Source organism: Bergeyella cardium (assembly GCF_009914665.1).
Classification (GTDB): domain Bacteria; phylum Bacteroidota; class Bacteroidia; order Flavobacteriales; family Weeksellaceae; genus Bergeyella_A; species Bergeyella_A cardium.
Map to the genome: position 1 here is coordinate 143,229 of NZ_CP029149.1, position 23,363 is coordinate 166,591.

The following is a 23,363-nucleotide window of genomic DNA, read 5'->3' on the forward strand; positions in this document are numbered from 1 at the left end:
AAAGAAATCTTTATCTTTGAAAGCAAAAAAAAGATGAAAAAAGTAGTATTTTCTGCATTAATTGCAATGGGAGCAGTAACACTTTCAAATGCTCAAATCAAGTTAGACAAAGTTATCAACACCGCTTCAAAAGGTGTAAAAGCTCTTAGCTTCTCCAACGAAGATGCAAAGAGACTTTCCAAAGAAGCAGTAGATTGGATGGATGAACACAACAAAGTAGCCAATGCAAAAAGCCCATACACCAAAAGGCTGAACAAACTCTTCGCAAAACACAAAAACGAGGACGGGCTTACGCTGAACTACAAAGTGTATTTGGTAACCGACATCAATGCTTTTGCGTGTGCAGACGGTAGTGTGAGGGTATTCTCTTCATTGATGGATATTATGACCGATGATGAACTATTGGCGATTATCGGGCACGAAATCGGGCATGTGAAGAATGAAGATACCAAAGATGCGATTAAGTCCGCTTATCTGAAAGCAGCAGCATTAGACGCTGCATCTATGGCATCCAGTACCGTACAGAAGCTCAACGATAGCCAGCTCGGTACTTTAGCAAGTGCAATGCTAGACTCTTCACACTCAAGAAAGCAGGAATCTCAAGCCGATGATTACAGCTACGAATTTATGAAGAAACACGGCTATAATGTAATGGGTGCCTATACCGCATTTAAGAAATTTGCATTACTCACCAAAGAAAAGCCTACTACATTCCAAAAAATGATGAGCTCCCACCCAGATAGTGAAAAAAGAGCCGAAGCAGTGAAGAAAAAAGCGAAAAAAGACGGACTTTGGAATGACCCAGGAGAGATTACCCTCCCTACAAAAAAGAAATAAACAACCCGCCAGAAGCTAACATCAGTTTCTGGCTGTTTTTTGTTCCACTCATTCAAAATCATTACATTTGTTCCCATTAAAAAAATTAAGAATAATGGCTTATAACTTACTAAAAGGCAAAAAAGGAATTATCTTCGGAGCGCTAAACAACCAGTCTATCGCGTGGAAAGTAGCAGAAAAATGCTATGAAGAAGGAGCGGAGTTTATATTGTCTAATGCTCCAATAGCCCTGAGAATGGGAGAGCTGAACGAATTGGCAGAAAAGACAGGCGCAGAAGTCATAGGAGCCGATGCTACCTCAGTAGAAGACCTTGAAAAACTCTTTGATGCAGCTATTGCCAAGTTTGGAAAGATAGATTTCATCCTCCACTCCATCGGGATGTCTGTAAATGTGAGAAAAGGGAAAAAATACACAGAACTGAACTACGACTGGCTAGAAAAAGGCTGGGATGTATCGGCAGTTTCCTTCCACAAAGTGATGAAAGTAGCCTACGAAAAAGATTGTATGAATGAATGGGGCTCTATCCTCGCACTGACCTATATCGCGGCACAGAGAACCTTCCCTGACTATAACGATATGGCGGATAATAAATCTTTCCTTGAAAGTATCGCGAGGAGTTTTGGATACTATTGGGGAGAGCGAAAGGTAAGGGTGAATACCATATCCCAATCCCCTACGATGACTACTGCCGGCAGTGGTATTAAGGGCTTTGGTGGCTTCTTCGGATATGCAGAAGATATGTCTCCACTCGGAAATGCAAGTGCAGAGGAGTGCGCCAACTACTGTATAGCGATGTTCTCTGACCTTACGAGGAAAGTAACGATGCAAAACCTCTTCCACGATGGTGGGTTTAGCAATACAGGCGTTTCTCAAAAGATTGTCGATAGATACAGCGAAAGAGAAGAATAATCTCAACCCTTTAATTCTAAAAAATACTTTATCCCAACTCAGTTTTGACCTCAAAAACTGAGTTTTTTAATGCGGAAATGAATAGAAATAATTATTTTCGCAAAATCTAAAAATAGAATTGATGAGTTCAGAGAAAGAAATGTCTTTTTGGGGGCATATAGGCGAGCTGAGGGGGCATCTCATCCGCAGTATTATAGCGATTGTTATCGGGGCAATCATCGTAGGCTTTAATATAGAGTGGCTGATGGATAATGTATTCTTTGGCCCTACGAAGAATGACTTCCCTACCTTTCGTTTGATTAACTACCTCTCGCGCGAGCTTGTGGGGAGCGATAGCTTCCACCTGCCTGATGAATTTCGAGTACAGCAGAAGAAACTTTTCCAGCAATTTAATGTAATGATGGCGGTTTCTATCTTTGGTGGGATCGTAGCTGCATTCCCGTATATTGTCTGGGAAATATGGCGGTTCGTAAGCCCTGCTCTGCACCCAAACGAGAAGAAAAATTCTGCCTTTATGATTAATTTCATCTGGGTATTATTCATCATTGGAGTGCTTACGGGCTATTTTTTAATCCTCCCACTGGCGATTAATTTCGGATTGCTATTCAAAATCTCTGGCTCGATAGAGCAGCTGTTCGATTTATCTGATTATACTACCCTCTTCCTCCAAGTCGTACTCGGAATGGGTGTGCTTTTCCTCTTCCCTGTTATCGTTTATTTCCTTACCAACATCGGAATCCTCACCCCAATGTTCCTGCGAACTTACAGACGGCACGCCATCGTCCTCATAATGACGGTAGCGGCAATCGTAACCCCTGCTGATGTGCTAAGTATGCTGGCTGCGGCTTTCCCCCTGCTGATTCTCTATGAATTTAGCGTAATGCTATCGGCAAGAGTGTATAAACGGGTACAAAAACGAGGGTTAGGAGTCTAATTTTCCGCAATGATGAAGCGATGATTGTTGGATAAATCAGACAATAGATGAGCATTAAACCGATGAAAAAGCTCGAGGGTCTCCTGCCCGAGTTTTTGGTTTATTTCAAGAAAAATCAATCCCTCCTCACTGAGTATTTGAGTAGCATCTTGGGCAATTTTCCTGTAAAATACGAGCGGGTCTTCGGTAGGTGAGAAAAGAGCGAGCCGAGGCTCATAATTTTTAACCGAAGGAAGGATTTCTGCTGCCTCTTCTTTGGCGATATAGGGCGGATTGGAGATGATGACATCAAACTTTTCTGCAAAATCGGTAGAGAGGTAATCGGTTTGAATAAAATGGACTTCCACCTCGTTACTAAGGGCATTTTTTTGAGCAATCTGCAAGGCTTTTTCAGAAATATCAATAGAGAAAATCTCTGCATTTGGGAGGTTTTTCTTTAAACTAATGGGGATAATCCCACTTCCTGTGCCTATTTCCAATATCCTAAGGGGGCGACTGGCGAATTTTTCCTTTATCTTTTTTAAAGCGAGCTCTATGAGCTCTTCCGTTTCAGGACGAGGGATGAGGACGCCTTCTTCTACAAAGAATCTAAGCCCAAAGAAGTGGGTTTCACCTAAAACATACTGATATGGTCGGTGATTTTTGAGCTCATCAAGGTGGTTTTTGAGCTGAGAAGCTATTTCTTGCGGGAGCTCTTCATCGGAATGGAGGCGCTGCTCGTACCTCTGCCAATGCAATAGCTTTTCTACGAGAAGATACAGGATAAATGCGCTTTCGGTGGGAGTATAAAGAGGTAAAAGCTCGGTTTGATAACGATTTTTAAGGCTAGTGAGCGTCATATTCTACCTTATAAAGACGAGTTTGGAATCGGTTGAGCGCTCATCATCTAAGAGATAGCCACCATCGTTAAAAGCCTTTACTTCCTCTAAGGTTTTTAGTTGGTTTTGGGCACAGAATCTTATCATCAGCCCTCTGGCGTGCTTGGTATAGACTACGATGGTTTTAGGTTTTCCCGAGCTCATCTCATAAAATTCAAAGTCTATCCATTTTCCTTTTAAATTCTTCCTGTTTAGTGCCTTGCTGTACTCTGCACTGGCTAAATTGAGGATAGCTTCGTCTTCTTCCAGCTCGGAATTGAAGTGATGGGTGAGTCTTTCAGACCAGAAATCATAGAGGTTTTTATAGCCTTCAAACTGGAAAGCCCTGCCCATTTCTAAGCGGTAGAGCATTATGCGGTCAGAGGGTCTTAGCAAGCCATAAAGCCCAGAGAGAATCCTGTAATTTTCCTGTAAATACTCCACCGATTGTGGGGCGAGGCTATCTGCATCGAGGCCTTTATAGACTTCTCCTGTAAAGGTATAGAGGGCAGAACTGCTGTGCTCAGAATCTGGGGCTGATGACCATTTTTGGTTTCTCTCCCAATTCTCATCGGCGAGTTTTTGGGAGATTTCCATCAGTTCGGAAAGAAATTTAGGGCTTTTCTCCCTCAAATGAGATTGTATAAGCTCGGCTTCTTTTATGAAACTGGGCGTAGTAGGGGTAAGTATGCTCTGATGAGGGTTGAGCTTCATCAATTTGGCAGGTGAGGATATGATTTTCATTAAAAATAGTTAAAAAAATTAGAGAATTCCTTTTCCTTGTCGGATAATTTCGGGGTTTCCGGAAGTGAGATCGACAATTGTAGAGGCGATATTGCCGCCAAAGCCTGAGTCTATCACGATATCCACAAGATGGTCGTATTTCTCAGCGATGAGCTCGGGGTCTGTGGAGTATTCGAGCACCTCATCTTCATCCTTGATAGAAGTAGAGGCGATGGGATAGCCCATTTTCTCTACGATAAGCTGCGGTATGGGGTGGTCGGGTACCCTTATCCCAATTGTTTTCTTGCCTTTGTAGGCGAGGGGGAGGCTTTTATTCGCCTCCAAGATAAAGGTAAAGTTGCCCGGTATATGGCTTTTCAAAAACCTGAAAGTAGCGGTATCTATGGGTTTGGTGAACTCCGAAAGGTGGCTCAGATTATTGCAAATAATGGAAAAATGGGCTTTTTCGAGTTTTATTTTCTTGATTTGAGCCAATCTCTCCATCGCCTTGATATCAAAAATATTGCAGCCTAAGGCATAGACCGTATCCGATGGGTAAATGATGAGCTTGCCCTGCTGCAAAGCCTTTACGACCTCATCTATCAAGTGCTCCTGAGGGTTTTCTGGGTATATTTTAATGATTTTTGCCATAGTGCAAAGGTAATTAATCTGCTCAATTATTTTATTTTCCCTCCCGACCCGCTGGCGTGGGGAGCACACCGTAGCTGGTGAGGCCTTTTTTTCATTTTTCTTCCCAACAGCCCACTGGCGTGGGGAGCAATTATTTTTAAGTGCATCACCGGCTACGGTGCGTGGGGAGTACTTATTTCATTTTTGCTCCAAACGATAAGAAATAAGAAAACCCTCTTTTATTAAGAGGGCGAGAAAATCAGTTGATAAAATAAATCTAATTTTTAATTCTTATGCCTGCTTTTTTTTGCCTTTCGGCTCTTTTTTAGGGCTTTTTTGCAGTTATTTAGGTTAGACTTTTTAGGGTTAGAAGGGGATTGCGGGGCTATTCTATCATTGGAAGGGGAATGGTCATCAGACATCGTGGTGTAATAAATAGGCATTCCATTTGGGTCAAACCCCTGAAGCTCAAAATAGCTCCCATTCGCATTTCCAGAATAGGGAATCCCGAGCTCTTTTGCCTTTCTCTGGAGCTCCTCCTTGCTCATTTTATTCTTTTTTAGGTTTTCGGAAAGCTTTTTTAAAGCCGTAGTATCGGTTTTATTTTTCATATTGAGAATATCTTTTTCGGTTTGTGAAAATAAATAGGTAGTAAAGAGGCTTAGTGTGAGGATGAATATTCTACTTACTGTTTTCTTGCTTAGTGTTTTCATTTTTTTGATTTTGATAATATGCTGCGAAAATAATGCCAGTACTGGTAACAAAAAGGCTTACCAAAACCAGTAAGCCTTTCACATAAAATATTATGATATGAAAATTACACTCTATGCTTCTACAGAAAACTCTTTTTCTAACTCAATAGACTTAGGGAAAAGGATATTGTTTTCTATGTGGATGTGTCTGTGTAAGTCATCTTCAAACTCTTGGAGCATAGCAAATGCTACTCTGTAAGTATTGCAAGCATCGGCAGGTGGAGTATAATCATCAGTGATTTCAGCGATTTTTCTGAATCTTTCTCCCTCTACATTGTGCTCGTGCTTCATCATACTCACTGGGTTTTCTACTGAACCGAACTGAGGCTGCTTAAGAGGCTCACCTGTTTGCTTAGCTTTCACCATATTTTTAATGAATGGGAAAAGGATAAGCTCTTCTTTTTTAAGGTGAGCACCTAAATCCTGAGCAGATGCATCGAAGAGTTCTTTAATTTCAAATAGCTCTGGGTGTCTTCCTCCGTGTACTTTGCAAAGCTTATCGAGGAAAGCTTGGATAATAGGAGTTTTTTCCTCTACATACCTGTGGTGGATTCTCTCTACATAATCTGCCAAGAGATCCAGTGGCCAAGAGGAGAAGTCAATATCTCCACCATTTCCTTTTGGAAGCTCATCAATTGCTTTGTAGATAACGGCAGGGTCAATTTTCTTAGCAGTACAAGCTGCTTCAATTGTTCTACCGCCATTACAGCAAAAGTCAATTTTATGTCTCTTAAAAATTGCAGCTGTTCTGAAGTCTTCAGCTACAATATCTCCAATAAACGCATTTTGTAAGTCCATAATTTCACAAAAATTTAAATTAATATAATACTTTTTTATCCTTTATTTGATTAAAAAAATAGGCACTGCTCTATTTTTTACCTCGCAAAGGTATAATAAATTTAGCAATGCCCAAAACTGGTTTATTTTTTCAGGGAGAGAATGTACTGTACCATTAGTTTAGCATTCTCATCACTAAGACCGGCGTGTGGTGTCATTGGGATATCTCCCCAGCTACCGCTACCACCATCGATAATCTTTTTAGCCAGTTTATCAATATCTGCTTCGGTGTATTTATCTGCTACCTCTTGAAGAGATGGGCCTACTAGCTTAGCATCTACCTTATGGCAGCCCACACAGTCCATTCCCTCAAGGAGTTTCTGACCTTTTGCTTCTGGAGTATCTGCTGCACCTGAATCTCCAGCAGTAGAAGCAGTAGGCTCTTCAAGCATTACATTGGTTTCTGGCTCTGGCTGAGATGCCTCTTCTTTTTTAGAACAAGAAATCACAGCAATTGATAATACACAGATCGTTAAGAATAATCGTTTCATAATCTTTTTTAATTTTAAAGTTCCAAATTTAATTATTTTTTTGTTTGTTTTCGTACTTCTTTTACGGTGCCTTCTACATCAAGGCTTAGCCCTTCTTTCTGGAAAGCGAGGACACCATTTTTATCAAAAACGCTAATGATATTAGAGTGAGAGAAATCTATTGGAGAGATTTGTTTATACTTTACAGCAAGTACATTGGCAAGCTCTCGGGTTTCTTCAATGCTACTTCTGAGGAAGAGCCATTTCTCATTTTGAAATTTATTTCGTTTAAGATAGTCTTTCATTACTTCTGGAGTATCGTGCTCAGGGTCTATTGATACCAAAACATAGCGGATATCTTCTTGAGGTATATCTTCGGTTTCTCTTGCGATTTTTCCCATTTCTGCTGTAAGCTGAGGACAAGCTGTTTTACAGGAGGTATAAATCATTACCATTACAACGACTTTACCTTTAAGGTCTGCGAGGTGGATTTTATCCGCATTTTGATTTTCCCATTCTGATGAGAGGTTATAGACGGAGCTTTGGGGCAGTGTTTCGGGTTTTGTCTGTTTGCAGGAAGACAGCCCGAGGACTAATATAAAAATAAAGAGGAATCTCATAATTAGTAATTATAATTCTATTTAACCTTAATCAATATCTTTTGCACATCTGAATCCGAGGTTGTTTATACAGTAATTTGCCTGTATACTCCCTCTCAGTGCAAAGCGCATAAAAGCAGCATAGTTTCTCAGGTCAGAAGAGGTAAGAGCCCCTGCCGCACAGTAGAGACCTTCGTTTTCTGATTTATCATTTCGGGATTCTCCAGTCATCATCACAGAGCTGAAGTCTTCTGTCCATTCCCATACTACGCCGTACATATCATACAGCCCATAATAATTAGGTCTGTTTTGTTTCACAGGCTTTTTGTACTTATACTTTTTCTGATAAGAATTAAGTATATAAGCCGTAAATTCTGGTTTTAATGAGGCATTAGCCGTATGCTCATCTGCAAGGGCAGCAAACTCCCATTCATCTACGGTAGGCAGGCGCTTTCCTACGCTTTTTGCATAGGCTACAGCGGCAAACCAAGAGACATTGGTTACGGGTGCATCTGGGCTCACTCCTTCTGGAAATTCAAAATCAGATTTCCAGTTTTTAAGATAATTTTCATCTGCCTTCAGCCTTAATACATTATTTCTTGTCCATTGAGGATTAGCTTTTAGAAATTTCAGATACTCAGCATTTGTTACAGCGGTTTCATCCAGATAGAATGCTTTTACGCGCACTATATTTCCAGAATCTTTTCCGTAGAATGCCTGATAAGAGCCGCTATCTATCTTCACCATTTTCTTATTTGTACTAATGGCGTTGATGGAATCTCTTATTACAGAAATATCGACAGGCTGCTTCTTGTCTGAACAAGAAATAATGAATATTAAGACGGATATGAATAAATATCTTATCACTTAAATGGTGATTTAATTATCTCTTTTCTTGAATACCTTAGGGTTTTCTTCTCCTGTTACTACGATTTTCCCTAATGCACCTTTATTAAATGCTCTGAATATAGAGTGATCTACGATAACATAGCTTCCTGGTACGGTTGCTTTAAACTCTACTATTGCAGCACCTCCGGCAGGGATTAGTGTAGTCTGTACATTTTCATTTACCTTGCTCGCGCCTTCCATATATACTCTATCGAAGATTTCGCCTATGATGTGGAAAGATGATACTAAGTTCGGACCGCCGTTTCCTACGAATATTCTCACGGTTTCTCCGGTTTTCACTTGTAGTTCTTTACCGTTGAGGAGTGAGCCTGTATTCCCGTTGAAGACCACATAATCTGGTTTTTCGGCAATTGCTTTATCCATATCAAAGTCTTGCAGGCCTTTCTCTCCGAATGCACCTTTGGTATAGAAGTCTCCTTGCATAATGTAGAATTCTTTATCCACTTTTGGGAGGCCTCCTTTAGGTTCTATGAGGATGAGCCCATACATACCATTTGCGATGTGCATACCTACTGGAGCCGTAGCGCAGTGATAAACATAAAGCCCAGGATTGGTCGCTTTAAAATTAAACACCGCTTCTTTCCCTGGTGGTACAAAGGTAGCCTCTGCTCCTCCTCCTGGCCCATTCACAGCGTGCAGGTCTATGTTGTGCGGAAAGTTTGAGTTCTCATTGTTTTTCAGGTGGAGCTCTATTTCATCTCCTACTCTTGCACGGATAAATGCTCCTGGCACTGTACCATTAAAAGTCCAGAAATTATACTGCGTACCATCTGCCAACTCGCCTATTTTCTCGATGGTTTCAAGTTTTACAATAAGTTTTTTAGCCTCTCTATCTCCTACTGGAGCTGGTACATTGGGCGGAGAGGTTACCTCTGCCTCCTCAAAGTTTCCTTTTGCTTCAATTTTCTCTCCTTCTTCGGAAGGGAAAGAAGTAGAATCACTCACTGTTTCCTGCTTGCAGGACTGCAATCCAAGTGCTACGCTTAGTAATGCTACCAAAAAAGTTTTTTGTTTCATAGTAACAATATATTATATAAATTTTACTCTCAAATAATCTTCTACGCATCACAATCCGCAACTTTCAGAAAGGTGAGATTAGAGTCTATACCCTCTGCCAGCATTTTAATTTTAAAGTTTTCCAGCATATTTTTCATATCCTGTTTTATATATTTAAACTGATTGTGTATCGGGCAGGGGTGGTCTTCTGAACATTCTTTAAGACCCAAGCCACAACTAGTAAATAGCTTATCTCCATCTATTTCCCTCACTATTTCTGCCAGAGACATTTCAAGGTTTTCCTTACTCATATAGAAGCCTCCATTAGGCCCTTTGACGGACTGCACATAGCCCTTTCTACTGAGCTCTTGCAATATTTTAGCGATAAAATACTCTGGAGAGTCTATCCCCACAGCTATATCTTTTATCCCTACCTTTTCTCCATTCTTAGCTTTCTGAGCTATATATATCAAAGCCCTAATGGCGTATTCACAAGTCTTAGAAAACATTTATTTATTATCAATTTAATAGGCACAAAATTAGCAAAAAGACAAAAAGCTCCTTTATTTAATGTATGATACTTATCATACGACTGATATTTTTACAATTTCAAAACAATTTCAAAATAGAAAAAACTCAATACAAAAATATTTTCATCACTTAAAAAATATTTTATAGAATATGCTATATTAGCACCCTTAAAGATATACCGTCTTCTACAAGTCTGCTACAGGCTTTATATGGTATAATTTTTGGTAAAAAGAGAAGAATTTTAAAATTAAATACAATGAAAAAGTACTTTAGCTTAATGATTTTAGGTATGCTGGCTTCATTCCTAATATGGAGTTGCAGTACAAGAGACAATGACGACAGAATGGACAATGATACCTACTCGGTAGTCTATGATGTAAAAGGGAATTTTAAACTCACGGGGAAACTCTTCGTACTTGGAGGGACTTTCACAAGGGGAATCGCCAGCTCGGATGTAGTGCTCATCTACAAATTAGTAGAAGTGAGCAATGGTAAGAATATCTGGGAACCCTTGCCCGTTATCTACCACGCGAATGAATACAAAGAAATCCCCGCAGGTAAGCAACTGAAATATACATACGAGTTCAGTAGCTCAGGGTTTGATATTATAGCAGGAGGAGATTTTGACCTAAAAGGGCAATCCACCGCCTTTAATGATGGATACCTGAACGGACAAACCTTCAGAATAGTGGTAGTACCGGCAAGCGCTGGAAGGAGAGCAGTGGTAGATTACTCCAACTATGAGGAAGTCATTAAATACTTTAATATTGATGACTCCAAAACAGTGAGTTTATAATTTACTTTTGGCTTTTAGCCTACAGCCAGCAGCTAACAGCCAGTAGCCAATAGCAAAAAATAGTGTCTCTAATAAAGACACTATTTTATTTATAGATTATGGCTAGCAGCTAGTAGCTTACTGCTTAAAGCGATGCAGCGTGTACGAGCATATCTACAAGTTTGTTAGAGTAGCCCATTTCGTTATCGTACCAAGAAACGAGCTTCACGAAATTAGGAGAAAGCATAATACCTGCATCTTTATCAAAGATGGAAGTTCTCTTATCTCCTACGAAATCCTGAGAAACTACCAAGTCCTCCGTATAACCGAGGATACCTTTGAGTTCTCCTTCGGAAGCCTCTTTTATCGCTGCACAGATTTCATCATAAGTAGCGCCTTTCTCTATTCTCACGGTAAGGTCTACCACAGATACATCTGCTGTAGGAACGCGGAATGACATCCCTGTAAGCTTACCATTGAGAGAAGGGATTACTTTACCCACCGCCTTAGCTGCTCCCGTAGAGGAAGGGATAATGTTATTAAGCGCTGCTCTACCTCCTCTCCAGTCTTTATGAGAAGGACCATCTACGGTTTTCTGGGTAGCTGTAGTAGCGTGTACGGTAGTCATTAACCCCTCTACAATACCAAATTTATCGTGGATTACTTTTGCTAATGGTGCTAAGCAGTTGGTCGTACAAGATGCATTGGAAAGGATCTTCACATCATCGGTGAGTTCTTTGTGATTTACTCCCATTACGAACATCGGTGTATCGTCTTTTGAAGGAGCAGAAAGAATTACTTTTTTAGCTCCTGCATTGATGTGCGCCTGTGCCAATTCCTTAGTAAGGAAAAGCCCAGTAGACTCTACGATGTAGTCTGCACCTACTTCGTTCCACTTAAGGTTGTTTGGGTCTTTCTCTGCCGTTACGCGGATTTTCTTTCCATTCACTACAAGGTGCCCGCCATCTACGCTTACTTCACCTTTAAACTCTCCGTGTACAGAATCATATTTCAGCATATAAGCCATATAATCTGCACTGATAAGGTCATTGATACCTACGACTTCAATGTTACTTCTCTCGGTCATTGCTCGAAATACGAGACGACCAATTCTACCAAATCCGTTGATACCTACTTTGATTGTTGACATAGTGTTAAAAATTTAAAAATTAGAATTTATTTCAGTTTTACGATTATTTATTTCACGGTTTAATTAAATTGCCAGTATTTCAGAAATCGCGATGAGCTCTTCATCTATCGCATTATGTTTTCTAATGGCATCTACTATCGGGGTATAGACTAATTTATTCGAGCGCATCCCTGCCATTACTTTATTTTCTCCGTTCATCAGCCCTGTTACGGCGCCGTAGCCTAATCTACTTGCGAGGACTCTATCGGCACAGCTCGGCGAGCCTCCTCTCTGTATATGCCCGAGCACGGTAACCCTTATATCAAAGTCTGGGAATTCTTTTTTTGTAGATTTTGCTAGCTCATAAATGCCTCCAAGCTCTTCCCCTTCAGCTACTACAACGATGCTTGAGGACTTACCCGATATTTCTGATTTTCTAAAATTATTAAAGAGGTCTTCCATGCTATCCTTTTGCTCGGGGATGAGAATATCTACCGCACCCGTAGCAATACCGCTATTTAATGCAATAAAACCTGCGTCTCTACCCATAACCTCTACAAAGAAAACCCTGTTGTGAGAGGTAGCCGTATCACGGATTTTATCTATGGCATCCATCGCAGTATTGAGGGCTGTATCATAGCCTATGGTATTATCCGTACCGAAGATATCATTATCAATAGTACCTGGTATGCCTATTACTTTGATGTCTGGATATTCATCACTAAAAATTTTTGCACCAGTGAAAGTTCCATCTCCACCAATGCAAACCAAACTGTCTATACCATATTTTTGGAGGTTATCGTAGGCTTTTTTTCTACCTTCTGAGGTTTTAAACTCCATAGAACGGGCAGATTTTAGAATCGTCCCCCCTTGATTGATGATATTCTTCACAGAACGCGGACCCATCTTTGTAAAGTCATCATTAATGAGCCCATTATAGCCTTCTCTCACTCCATAGCACTCGATATTAAAGTGGTGTGCCGTTCTTACAACTGCCCTAAGGGCTGCGTTCATACCTGGGGAATCTCCTCCTGAAGTAAATACTGCAATCTTCTTAATCGCGCATTCTTTCATATAGAAAAATTTACCTCACAAAAGTACGAAATTAAGTCGTATGGGCAAGGCTTATCAGAAATCATTTATCTTTGCCCGATCTTTATTAGAGATGATCTATCTACACATTCCTTTTTGCAAACAGAAATGCAGCTATTGCAATTTTCATTTTTCCACCTCTCTTAGGTTAAAAGACGAGATGCTCCAAGCCCTGGCAAAGGAAATCTCCCTTCGGAAAGATGAAATACCAAGCAAAACCTTAAAAACCCTCTACTTTGGTGGGGGTACTCCTTCTCTATTAAGCCCAAATGAAATCAACCAACTCTTAGATGAAGTTCTGAAATATTTCAGCTTTGATGAAGATATAGAAATCACCTTAGAAGCAAATCCTGATGACTTAAACGAAAACTTTCTGAAAGAGATTTATAAAGCGGGGATTAATCGTCTCTCTATCGGTACACAGAGCTTCTTTGATGCCGACCTCCAGCTGATGAACCGCGCACACAACTCACAGCAGGCAGAAGCATCTATCAAGCGTTCGCAAGATATCGGTATAGAGAACATCAGCATAGACCTCATCTACGGCTCCCCTACTTCCAACTTCCAGATATGGAAACAAAATCTCATTAAGAGTATAGAACTACAAGTGCCCCACATCTCTTCCTATGCGCTCACCATAGAGCCCAAAACCGCCCTTGAAAACTGGATTGGCAAAGGCAAAATACCTGCACCAAAAGAGAGACATCAAAATCAGGAATTCTACTATATGGTAGATTTCTTAAAGGAGCACGGCTTCCAGCACTATGAAATATCCAATTTTGCAAAACCCAACTACCATTCCAAGCACAACTCCGCTTATTGGAAATATGAGCCCTACCTCGGCATAGGTCCCTCTGCACACTCTTATAATGGTCGCGACATCCGTAGCTGGAATATTGCCAACAATCCGCTCTACATAAAGCATCTGAACCAAGGAAACCTCCCTCTCGAGAAAGAAGTCCTCTCCGAAAAAGACCGATACAATGAAATGCTAATGATTGGGCTAAGAACCATCTGGGGAGTAGATTTAGAACGGATAAAAGCTCAATTCTCCTCTGAAATTTATGAGCAATGCCTCAAAAGTCTCCAACCCAAAATTGATGAAGGTATGCTTATCATAGACCATCATCACCTAAAAATTCCCGAGCGGCATTGGTTCTTTGCTGATGGCATCGCTGCAGATTTATTCCTTATATAATTTGATTAGTAATATATCTTCCTGCAAAAGTCTATCCTACTATTTATAGCTACTTTAACTTATAATTAAAAGCAATGAAAAATACTATTAAAGCACTCATAATAGCATTGAGCATTATTTTCACCATTATAGCAAGTCTAAGATTTGCTAATGAATATTCATATAAAAACAGAGGTTCTGAATTAATAGAGCAGATAGAAACATTCAGAAATAAATATGGGAGACTCCCCAATACAATAACAGAAATGGGACTACAAGAGCCAATGAATGATGGTCCTTACTACAGAAAAGAAAACAGCAAACACTATATTATTTTCTTCAATATCGGCTTTGATGAGACAATAATCTACTCTTCCAGAACAAAAGAATGGCAAAATATCCCTTAATAAAATTACTATAAAAATCACCTTTTATTACGATTGTAATATTCTCATAAAAAAATATTTTTATTAATTTTCTTATTATGTTAATCTTTAGATTTAAAATAAGGAATTAGAGCAAAATGGGTATACCACAAAAGAGATCTAAAGAATTTATCTACCTAATAAATCATCCAAGACAATGAAATATACATATTTAAAAACTCATAACAACCCTCCTTTTTATAAGAAATTTCATATTTTTACAATGCATTGCACTGAATTTTTTCAATATAAAATTTATCCAGATATTATATTATTCATAAATTTGTTAGTGAAAAAGTAAAAAAAAGATATTATGAAAAAAGCATTATTATCTCTATTATTTATACCTGCTTTAGGTATTACTCAAAATATTCCTCAATATTATAATAGTATAGACTTCTCTCAACCAAAAAACATTGTAAAACAACAAGTAGAGTATGCCATTAAGAATGGGCATAAAGGAATTACATACAATGATGTCTGGAGTATTCTGCAAAGGGCCGACGAAGACCCTGAAAACAAAGACAATGTACTGCTAATCTATGGCTATACTACACCCAATAGTGATACCCGAACAGACCGCTCAAGAAGTAAAAAAGCATTAGGAAAAGGCGGAAGCCCAGAAGGAAAATGGAATCGTGAGCATGTTTTCGCAAAATCACTCGGAACACCTCCTTTACTAACAAAAAAAGGCGATGCAGGAACAGATGCTCACAACCTGAGAGCAGCCGATGTAAGATGGAACTCCAGAAGAAACAACAGAGCATTCACCAATGGAAGTGGAGAATCTGATATTATAGGTACAGACTGGTATCCTGGCGATGAATGGAAAGGAGATGTAGCCCGCATCATTATGTATATGTATGTTCGCTATGGAAACAGAACCCAGCCCAATAATATAGGTGCAGGGGGAAACTCTGATTTCAACATAAAAGATATGCCCGATATCTTCCTTAAATGGAATGTAGAAGACCCCGTTTCCGATTTTGAAAGAAAAAGAAACGAAGAAATCTTCCGTTCACAGAACAACAGAAATCCGTTTATCGACAACCCTTATCTCGCTACCCTTATCTGGGGAGGAAATAAAGCAGAAGACACTTGGGGAATAGATCCATTATCAACTAATGATGTTTTCGCATCAAAAGCTAATGAACTTCGTCTCTACCCAACCACCCCTTCTGCAAATGAAAATATCAAAGTTTCTGAAAAGGTAAATTCAGTGCATCTATTCAGTATAGATGGCAGATTGGTAAGTGCCCAGACGAAGGTTACTGATAACTTCAATGCCCCGGCACAGCAAGGTATTTATATCGTGAAAATGCTCTCTGCAGCGAATAACAAGGTGGTTTCTAAGAAAATCATTGTAAAATAAAAACTAATCTCCATTCTACTTATAATTACATATGAATAAAGAGCTCCCTAAACCGAGCTCTTTATTTTTTATATCTCCTATCTCTAAGAATACTTTTTATTTATTAGCTTTGCTTGTAAAAAAGATACTCGCTATGAAAAGAATTTTATTATCCATACTTCTCACCCCTGCATTGGGTATTGCTCAGAATATCCCTCAGTATTACACTAATATTGACTTCTCCCAGCCAAAAAATATTGTAAAGCAACAATTAACTTCCACGATTACCAATGGCTACAGAGGTCGCTCATATAATGATGTTTGGAATATCCTCAAAAGGGCAGATGAAGACCCGGAAAATAAACAAAATGTACTCCTCATCTATGGGCATAGTGGCAGTACGAATAACGGTAGCCAAACCGACCGCTCCCGAAAAAAGAATCTTAATGGAGGAGGCTCTGGTCAGTGGAACCGAGAGCATGTAGTTGCAAAAGCATTAGCAAACCCTAAGCTAACCACTGATACAGGGCAGGCAGGAACCGATGCCCACAACCTGAGAGCCTCCGATGTAGATTGGAATGCTTTGAGAAGTAATAAAAAGTTTGCTAATGGCTCAGGAAATTCGGGTGATGTAGGCTCCAACTGGTACCCAGGCGATGAATGGAAAGGAGATGTAGCCCGCATCATTATGTATATGTATCTCCGCTACGGAAACAGAACCCATCCTAATAATATAGGTGTAGGAGGAAATTCTGAATTCAACATAAAAGATATGCCTGATATCTTCCTCAAATGGAATGTAGAAGACCCCGTTTCCGAATTTGAAAGAAAAAGAAACGAAGAAATCTTCCGTTCACAGAACAACAGAAATCCGTTTATCGACAACCCTTATCTCGCTACCCTTATCTGGGGAGGAAATAAAGCAGAAGACACTTGGGGAATAGACCCATTATCAACTAATGATGTTTTTGCATCAAAAGCTAATGAACTTCGTCTCTATCCGACCACTCCTTCTACAAATGAGAATATCAAAGTTTCTGAAAAGGTAAACTCAGTGCATCTATTCAGTATAGATGGTAGATTGGTAAGCGCTCAAACGAAAATTACCGATAACTTCAATGCCCCGGCACAGCAAGGTATTTATATCGTGAAAATGCTCTCTGCAGCGAATAACAAAGCGGTTTCAAAGAAAATTATTGTGAAGTAACCTGAAAAACTTCATTGTATAATAAGTTTTAAAAATTTTAGAAAACTGAAAGTATAAAATTTTGGTGATTTTTAGTAAAACATACTTCGTGATTAATTTTTTATATAATTTTGCAAATGGAACTACACGAAATAAATGAGATTATTAAATCTTTACCTGAAAAGCATAAAGATGCAATTTTGAAATTAATAGACATTAAAACAAATGAAGATATGAAAGAAGTAATTCAAACTATCAAACATTTAGAGAATAGAGTAGATAGTCAAATCAATAGAGTAGATAGCCAAATCAAAATCATACTTTGGGTATTAGGGATTATTATCACTCTAATAGTCTCTATAATTCTTAAAATGTTTTTATAGAAGATTTTTAATCCCCTCTAAAAAAAAGAGCCTGAATCTTCAAGCTCTTTTTTTGTGTATATTTATTTTTACTGCTGTTTTATGACAATTGTCCAAATTTCCCTGCTTGGAAATCATCCCACGCTTCTACCAGTTCTTTTCTGGTATTCATTACAAAAGGTCCGTGTGCAGCGATAGGCTCGTTGATGGGCTCACCACTTAGGACGAGCACAATTGCATCCTCTGATGCCTCAATGCTGAATACTTCACCATCATTTGCCATTAAAACGAAGTGGTCGGTAGGTGCTTTTTCGGTACCATTTATGCTAATGCTCCCTTCTATTACGAGCAAGCCTGTATTATAATTTTCAGGGAAGCGGAAGTCGAGCTTTGCCCCTTTTTTTATCTTTGAGTTGAGCATATATATAGGTGTAAAGGTACTCGCTACTCCTTTTGCGCCGTTATATTCTCCTGCGATTACTTCCACTTCGCCGCCGTCAAAGGTATAGCGCCCCAAGTCCGCATTTTTTATCGCCTGATATTTGGGAGCAGACATCTTGTCTTTCGCTGGGAGATTTACCCAAAGCTGTACCATCTGAAACTCCCCTCCTGTTTTGCTCCATTCGGTTTCGTGGAATTCTTTGTGCAATACACCGCTCGCTGCCGTCATCCACTGTACATCGCCTTCGCCTATTACACCGCCGCCGCCATTGCTATCATTGTGCTCTACCCTACCTTTATAAGCTATAGTTACGGTTTCAAAGCCCCTATGCGGGTGCACATCTACCCCTTTTGGTATTTCGCTCGGTGGGAAATGATACTTAGAGTTATAATCCAAAAGGATAAAAGGCGTCATCCTTTCCATATCCAAATGATACCCACTGGGGATGAAGTTATGCACTCTAAAACCATCGCCTACAAAGTGGGGTTCTCTCGGCATTGCCACTAATTCTACTGTTCTTGTTTTCATCTTTTCTTAAATTTTAATTATCTATTCAGTGAAATTTTCTGTGGCAAAAGTAGTTCGTATTTCTCCCTCAAAACATTAATCTAGATTAAAAAAATTGATGAATCTAGATTAAGATTTCCCTATCAGGAGGATGATTTCTAAGCTAAGAACACTCACCAATATCCAGATTATCACCGAGAAAATAAGGGGTTTCAGCCCAATGGTTTTTAAGGTCTCTCGAGACAGCGTGCAGCCTATGAGGAAGAGCGTAAGGTGCAGACCCGCCTTAGAAACCTCGGTGATGTACAGACTAATATCCGCGACCAACGGTACATAAGTGCCCACCAAAATCGCAAGGACAAACCCACCGATAAACCAAGGGATTTTCACTTTCGCTTGGCTATTTTTCACAAAAAACAGGGTGAGTAGCGAGAGCGGGATGATCCACAGTGCGCGTGCCAATTTCACCGTTGTGGCTACCCTCAGTGCCTCATCGCCAAACTTACTCGCCGCCCCTACCACCGAGCTCGTATCGTGTATCCCTATCGCGCACCAAAGCCCAAACTGCCCCTGCGAAAGCCCTAACCAATGCCCCACTGTGGGGTAGATAAACAGCGCAATGGAGTTCAGCAGAAAAACCACCGCAAGCGCTACCGAAATTTGCCTCCCCGATGCCTTTATAATCGGTGAAATCGCAGCAATCGCGCTCCCCCCGCAAATCGCCGTACCCACCGAAATAAGGTAAGAAAGCACCCCCTCCTGCTTCATCAGCCTGCCGAGCACAAAGCCCACCACCAGCACAAACGAAATACTCCCCACCGTAAAAAAGAACCCCTCTTTCCCCGCTTTTAATGCCTCATTCAGCTCTAATCCGAAGCCCAAACCGATGATACAAACCTTCAAAAGCTGATGAATAATCGGGCTAATCTTGCCCGAAGAAAAAGGCGTCTGAATAGCGATAGAAACAAAAAAACCTAAGGCTAATGCCACTGGTGATGATACCCAAGGCGTAAGGCAGAGCACTGCCAAAGCAAAAAACACCACCTTCCTCACGCCCTGCCTGCTGTCTGATTTCTCCATTTGATTACGATTTATTTTCCGCACAAAAGTCCATAAGTTTTTATTATAAAACCAATCGTTTTTTGTTTTGATTAATAACTTTAAGTTATACAAACCCTCTACACCTCCCCCTCCAACTTTCGGATGGCTTCTATCCAATGGACTTAACCGTAGTACGGTAATTTTTTTTCCCAAACCAACAGGATTGGCGCCGTCCAAAAGTTGGAAAGCCCCAAGACAACGGGATTATTAAAATCCGAAATTCGGAAAGTCCCAAGACAACGGGTTTGGCGTTTTCCAAAAATTGGAAAACGCCAAGACTGAAGGATTGATAAAATCCAAAAATTGGACAGTAGTAGGAAACAAGTCTTGGCTCTTTCCCACGATTTTTTAGCAATAATCCCACAGTTTTATTGAAAACTCCATAATTAGCATAATAAAAACCCATTGCAGAATAGATTCCCCCTATACTTTTGGGGCTTGCTATGGGCGTGTGCTCTTTTTAGGCGAGGAGAGGTGCTCGCCAGAAGGGAGCTGGAAATTGAGGAAAAGTTTAATGAGGGGGGACTGCTCGCCTTTGGAGAGAATGCAGTGAAACTGCCTTTTGATACTGAAATCTCGGATATCTACGATGCTTAGGCTATTGCTCCTAAGCTCTTGGAGCACGGTGTGGATAGAGAGAAAAGCGAGCGAGGAGGAGTGCTGGAGGTAGTTTTTGATGCTCTCGCTGCTCCCGAGCCGCATACAGATATTGAGCTTTTGGAGGCTCACGGAATGCGCCTCGAGGGTGTTTTGTATAAATTCTTGCGTACCCGAGCCCTCCTCCCTCATCACAAAACTGAGGTTGTAGAGGTCGGCAAGGGCTATCGTACTCCCCGCAAGGGGATGGGAAGATTTGCAGATGAGCACGATTTCATCGGTTTTGAATGGGTAATAATCAAATAAGGGCAGGCGGGAAGCGCCTTCTATCAGCCCTAAATCAATCTGATGATGGGCGAGCCAGCTGGAAACTTTCTCGGTATTCTCGGTGAGGAGCTCTATGCGGATGTCTGGGTATCGTGCGTGGAATTTTGCGAGCATCTCGGGGAGGATGTATTGGGCTACGGTGGTGCTGGCACCAATTTTTAGCTTGCCTTTGAGGTGAGCATTGGTTTGGCTCATTTCAAACTCGAGGTCGCGATAGATATTTCGGATTTTCTCGGCATAGCGGTAGAGGAGCGCTCCGCTCTCGGTAAGGCTAATGTTGAGCCCTTTTCTCTCGAAAAGTTTGGTGTTAAACTGCTGCTCGAGCTCCTTGATGTGCTTGGTAACGGCAGGCTGGGAAATGCTGAGCTCCTGCGCTGCCTTAGTAAAACTGAGACGAGTAGCCACCGTGTGGAAGACTTTTAAACGATAATCAGACATAGGATTCTTGTACTAAAAAGGGCTAAAAACAAGTGCCACAAAAGTATAAAATTAAATACAGAAGCAGTAGAAATGCCCCATTTTTAAACCGAAAACAGTATTTTTACCCCCATAAAAAGATGTAAGAAAATGGTAGAAAGTGTAGCTTTATTCTTAGGACTGCTCCTCGTGATAATGGGAGCGATTATGATTGCTAATAAGCTGAAAATAGCATATCCTATACTCTTGGTCATCCTCGGGCTTATCCTGAGCCTTATCCCAGATGTACCGAATATCACGATAGATCCGCAACTGATTTTTATTATCTTCCTCCCGCCGTTGCTCTACGAAGCAGCGTGGTCTAACTCGTGGAAAGAACTCTGGAAATGGAGAAGAATTATTACCAGCTTTGCCTTTCTCCTCGTGTTTATTACTTCTGCGGTAGTAGCCGTAGTAGCGAACTCGATTATTCCGGGCTTTCCGCTTGCGTTAGGCTTTTTGCTTGGGGGCATCGTCTCCCCTCCCGATGCGGTGAGTGCAGCAGCAATTCTCAAATTCGTAAAAGTTCCCAAAAGAGTAGCCACCATACTCGAAGGAGAAAGCCTTTTGAATGATGCTTCCTCGCTTATTGTGTTCAGATTTGCTGTGCTTACGGTAACTACCGGGCAGTTTGTCTGGTATCAGGCTGCAGGGAGTTTCGTCTGGATGGTTGTAGGCGGGCTTGGCATCGGTTTGGCGATTGCGTGGGTCATTTCCAAACTGCATAAAATCCTCCCTACTGATAGCAATATGGATATCATCATTACTCTCATCAGTCCTTATCTAATGTATATCGCAGCTGAGGAGGTGCATTCATCCGGGGTACTCGCTACGGTAGCGGGTGGGCTCTTCCTCTCAAATGTGAGATACAATATATTTAATGCCTCTACCCGTACGCGAGGAATTACCGTCTGGGAAAGTTATGTTTTTGTGCTGAACGGACTTGTATTTACACTGATTGGGATGGATTTGCCACAGATTTTAGAGGGAATGATAGAAGAAGGCGTGGATCTCTCCGATGCTACAATATATGCCCTTATTATCACCGCTACGCTGATGATTGTACGGATTATCGCCTCCTACGGCTCGGTTGTCATTACTCAGATAATGAAAAGATTCATCACCGTAGCAGATGAGAAAAAACCTGGCAAAATAGCTCCGCTCATCATCGGTTGGGCAGGTATGCGCGGTGTGGTATCTCTTGCGGCAGCACTGTCTATCCCCCTCGTAGGGAATGGCGAGCCCTTCCCACACAGAAACCTGATTCTCTATATTACTTTCGTGGTTATCCTTCTTACTTTAATTATTCAAGGGCTTACATTGCCTATCCTCATCAAGAAAATACCACTACCTAAATTTGATGACCATCTGCCAAAAGAAGAAGCTCTGAAAGTAATCGGTAATGCCCTCTCCCAATCATCAGATCGGTATATTAATTATAATTCGGATGACGAACTGGGGACTTCCTTAGCAAAAAACCGAACCGAGTTCTGGAATATCCTCGCAGATAAAAATGATTTCAGAATCTGCGATAGCAAGCGAGAGAAGTACCTTTCTATGCTTGATGAGCAACGAGAAATCCTGATTGAGCTCAACAAAAACCCAAAAATAGACGAGGAAATCATTCGCAAACATATCCAGAGAATAGACCTGGAAGAAGAAAAGTGGCAACACCACTAAACCTTATTTCAATTGCACGAGTGCTTGGGCTATCTCGTGCAATTCTTTTTCATCCTTAAAAACCTACTTACTCCATTATGCCGAAAAAGAACTTACCCCCACCCGATATACAGCGCCTTATCCAATATTTTAACCGTCAGGCTCCCCTTAGCGAAGAAGAGGAAAATCTTATTTCTGAGCTTTTCAGCCCCAAAACTTATAGAAAACGCCAATATCTGCTGCAAGAAGGTGATGTAGCGAAATATTTCAACTTTGTAGAGACAGGCTGCCTCAGGCTTTATAAAATAGATGAAAAGGGAGTGCCCCACATCTTGCAGTTTGCCACAGAAGACGGTTGGATTACCGATATACAGAGCTTCCAGAAGCAAATCCCTTCTGAACTTTCCATAGATGCTATAGAAGACACTGCTGTTTTTCAGATTTCACTTGAAAAACTCAACACCCTCTACGAAAAAGCCCCAAAATTTAACCTTATCTTCAGACGGCTCTCGGAAAAAAATCAGCAACTCCTGCAAGCCAGAATCCTCCAAATGCTCAGCGGAGACTCACGAGACTGCTATCTGTCTTTCACAGAAACCTATCCGCACTTGCTCAATAGACTTCCACAAGTACAAATAGCCTCATTTATCGGCATTACGCCAGAATTTCTAAGCAAAATGCGAGGGAAAATGGCGAGGGAGTGAGGAGAAGAGTAAAACTATACCCACTAGAAAAAAGTACTCATAATCATTAAATTCAAAAGACTTTAAGGGGAAATATCAAGCAATGCTT

The 23,363-nt window shown here is 40.6% G+C and carries 26 protein-coding genes; 11 read left to right on the forward strand and 15 right to left on the reverse strand.

All coding sequences use genetic code 11. The features are described 5' to 3' along the window. The first annotated feature begins 33 nt into the window (after nt 1-33). From DBX24_RS00685 to tatC, 3 genes are all read left to right on the forward strand, one after another. Nucleotides 34-837 carry a M48 family metalloprotease gene (locus DBX24_RS00685; protein ID WP_120488795.1) on the forward strand — a complete coding sequence of 268 codons (804 nt, stop codon included), beginning with the start codon at nt 34-36 and terminating at the stop codon, nt 835-837. Between the two features lie 94 nt (nt 838-931). Beyond that, nucleotides 932-1,747, forward strand: a complete 816-nt coding sequence (locus DBX24_RS00690; RefSeq protein ID WP_120488794.1) for an enoyl-ACP reductase FabI — start codon at nt 932-934, stop codon at nt 1,745-1,747. Nucleotides 1,748-1,868: 121 nt separating this feature from the next. Then, complete coding sequence (gene tatC / locus DBX24_RS00695) at nt 1,869-2,681, forward strand: twin-arginine translocase subunit TatC (protein WP_160223654.1); 813 nt, start codon at nt 1,869-1,871, stop codon at nt 2,679-2,681. On the opposite strand, the gene prmC is transcribed toward tatC, so the two are convergent. The 10 genes from prmC to DBX24_RS00745 form a co-directional block, all read right to left on the reverse strand. Continuing rightward, nucleotides 2,678-3,520, reverse strand: coding sequence for a peptide chain release factor N(5)-glutamine methyltransferase (gene prmC, locus DBX24_RS00700; protein WP_160223655.1), 843 nt, complete (start codon nt 3,518-3,520; stop codon nt 2,678-2,680). The two genes, tatC and prmC, sit on opposite strands and share 4 nt — an antisense overlap. A 3-nt stretch (nt 3,521-3,523) precedes the next feature. After that, the gene (locus DBX24_RS00705) at nt 3,524-4,282 is read right to left on the reverse strand and encodes a YaaA family protein (RefSeq protein ID WP_160223656.1); all 759 of its coding nucleotides are present in this window, start codon (nt 4,280-4,282) and stop codon (nt 3,524-3,526) included. A gap of 18 nt (nt 4,283-4,300) precedes the next feature. Continuing rightward, nucleotides 4,301-4,912, reverse strand: a complete 612-nt coding sequence (locus DBX24_RS00710; RefSeq protein ID WP_120488790.1) for an L-threonylcarbamoyladenylate synthase — start codon at nt 4,910-4,912, stop codon at nt 4,301-4,303. Nucleotides 4,913-5,175: 263 nt separating this feature from the next. Continuing rightward, nucleotides 5,176-5,604, reverse strand: coding sequence for a hypothetical protein (locus DBX24_RS00715; RefSeq protein ID WP_120488789.1), 429 nt, complete (start codon nt 5,602-5,604; stop codon nt 5,176-5,178). Between the two features lie 111 nt (nt 5,605-5,715). Beyond that, the gene (gene ric / locus DBX24_RS00720; protein ID WP_120488788.1) at nt 5,716-6,441 is read right to left on the reverse strand and encodes an iron-sulfur cluster repair di-iron protein; all 726 of its coding nucleotides are present in this window, start codon (nt 6,439-6,441) and stop codon (nt 5,716-5,718) included. Nucleotides 6,442-6,563: 122 nt separating this feature from the next. Further along, the gene (locus tag DBX24_RS00725; RefSeq protein ID WP_120488787.1) at nt 6,564-6,971 is read right to left on the reverse strand and encodes a c-type cytochrome; all 408 of its coding nucleotides are present in this window, start codon (nt 6,969-6,971) and stop codon (nt 6,564-6,566) included. 32 nt (nt 6,972-7,003) lie between these two features. Then, the gene (locus tag DBX24_RS00730) at nt 7,004-7,570 is read right to left on the reverse strand and encodes an SCO family protein (RefSeq protein WP_160223657.1); all 567 of its coding nucleotides are present in this window, start codon (nt 7,568-7,570) and stop codon (nt 7,004-7,006) included. 27 nt (nt 7,571-7,597) lie between these two features. Then, entirely contained in the window at nt 7,598-8,416 is an 819-nt protein-coding gene (locus DBX24_RS00735; protein WP_120488785.1) for a formylglycine-generating enzyme family protein, read from the reverse strand. Nucleotides 8,417-8,428: 12 nt separating this feature from the next. Further along, nucleotides 8,429-9,475 carry a copper-containing nitrite reductase gene (gene nirK / locus DBX24_RS00740; protein WP_160223658.1) on the reverse strand — a complete coding sequence of 349 codons (1,047 nt, stop codon included), beginning with the start codon at nt 9,473-9,475 and terminating at the stop codon, nt 8,429-8,431. A gap of 41 nt (nt 9,476-9,516) precedes the next feature. Next, on the reverse strand, nt 9,517-9,963 hold the full coding sequence (locus DBX24_RS00745) for an RrF2 family transcriptional regulator (protein ID WP_120488783.1): 447 nt from the start codon (nt 9,961-9,963) through the stop codon (nt 9,517-9,519). 278 nt (nt 9,964-10,241) lie between these two features. On the opposite strand from DBX24_RS00745, the gene DBX24_RS00750 reads away from it, so the two are divergent. Continuing rightward, entirely contained in the window at nt 10,242-10,781 is a 540-nt protein-coding gene (locus tag DBX24_RS00750; RefSeq protein ID WP_160223659.1) for a hypothetical protein, read from the forward strand. Between the two features lie 124 nt (nt 10,782-10,905). On the opposite strand, the gene gap is transcribed toward DBX24_RS00750, so the two are convergent. Next, entirely contained in the window at nt 10,906-11,910 is a 1,005-nt protein-coding gene (gene gap, locus DBX24_RS00755; protein WP_120488781.1) for a type I glyceraldehyde-3-phosphate dehydrogenase, read from the reverse strand. A 63-nt stretch (nt 11,911-11,973) separates the two neighbouring features. After that, on the reverse strand, nt 11,974-12,963 hold the full coding sequence (pfkA, locus tag DBX24_RS00760; protein ID WP_160223660.1) for a 6-phosphofructokinase: 990 nt from the start codon (nt 12,961-12,963) through the stop codon (nt 11,974-11,976). Nucleotides 12,964-13,054: 91 nt separating this feature from the next. Between pfkA and hemW the strand changes: the two genes are divergently transcribed. From hemW to DBX24_RS00785, 5 genes are all read left to right on the forward strand, one after another. Beyond that, complete coding sequence (hemW, locus tag DBX24_RS00765) at nt 13,055-14,179, forward strand: radical SAM family heme chaperone HemW (protein ID WP_120489681.1); 1,125 nt, start codon at nt 13,055-13,057, stop codon at nt 14,177-14,179. Between the two features lie 74 nt (nt 14,180-14,253). Further along, nucleotides 14,254-14,565, forward strand: coding sequence for a hypothetical protein (locus DBX24_RS00770; protein WP_120488779.1), 312 nt, complete (start codon nt 14,254-14,256; stop codon nt 14,563-14,565). A gap of 331 nt (nt 14,566-14,896) precedes the next feature. Then, nucleotides 14,897-15,955 (forward strand): endonuclease, encoded by a 1,059-nt coding sequence (locus DBX24_RS00775; RefSeq protein ID WP_120488778.1) that lies wholly within the window; start codon nt 14,897-14,899, stop codon nt 15,953-15,955. Between the two features lie 133 nt (nt 15,956-16,088). Then, the gene (locus DBX24_RS00780) at nt 16,089-17,141 is read left to right on the forward strand and encodes an endonuclease (protein ID WP_160223661.1); all 1,053 of its coding nucleotides are present in this window, start codon (nt 16,089-16,091) and stop codon (nt 17,139-17,141) included. A 116-nt stretch (nt 17,142-17,257) separates the two neighbouring features. After that, complete coding sequence (locus tag DBX24_RS00785) at nt 17,258-17,503, forward strand: hypothetical protein (RefSeq protein WP_160223662.1); 246 nt, start codon at nt 17,258-17,260, stop codon at nt 17,501-17,503. Between the two features lie 79 nt (nt 17,504-17,582). On the opposite strand, the gene DBX24_RS00790 is transcribed toward DBX24_RS00785, so the two are convergent. The 3 genes from DBX24_RS00790 to DBX24_RS00800 all read right to left on the reverse strand — a co-directional run bounded on the left by DBX24_RS00790 (nt 17,583) and on the right by DBX24_RS00800 (nt 20,894). Next, complete coding sequence (locus DBX24_RS00790) at nt 17,583-18,452, reverse strand: pirin family protein (protein ID WP_160223663.1); 870 nt, start codon at nt 18,450-18,452, stop codon at nt 17,583-17,585. 108 nt (nt 18,453-18,560) lie between these two features. Further along, nucleotides 18,561-19,511 carry a YeiH family protein gene (locus DBX24_RS00795; protein WP_120488774.1) on the reverse strand — a complete coding sequence of 317 codons (951 nt, stop codon included), beginning with the start codon at nt 19,509-19,511 and terminating at the stop codon, nt 18,561-18,563. Between the two features lie 462 nt (nt 19,512-19,973). Further along, complete coding sequence (locus tag DBX24_RS00800; RefSeq protein ID WP_120488773.1) at nt 19,974-20,894, reverse strand: LysR substrate-binding domain-containing protein; 921 nt, start codon at nt 20,892-20,894, stop codon at nt 19,974-19,976. A 129-nt stretch (nt 20,895-21,023) separates the two neighbouring features. Here DBX24_RS00800 and DBX24_RS00805 point away from each other — a divergent pair, with 129 nt between their 5' ends. Both DBX24_RS00805 and DBX24_RS00810 read left to right on the forward strand, forming a co-directional pair. Next, complete coding sequence (locus tag DBX24_RS00805; RefSeq protein WP_160223664.1) at nt 21,024-22,592, forward strand: Na+/H+ antiporter; 1,569 nt, start codon at nt 21,024-21,026, stop codon at nt 22,590-22,592. A 77-nt stretch (nt 22,593-22,669) separates the two neighbouring features. Further along, a complete protein-coding gene (locus DBX24_RS00810) occupies nt 22,670-23,275 on the forward strand; it encodes a Crp/Fnr family transcriptional regulator (protein ID WP_120488771.1) in 606 nt (201 codons plus the stop codon). The last annotated feature ends 88 nt before the right edge of the window (nt 23,276-23,363 follow it).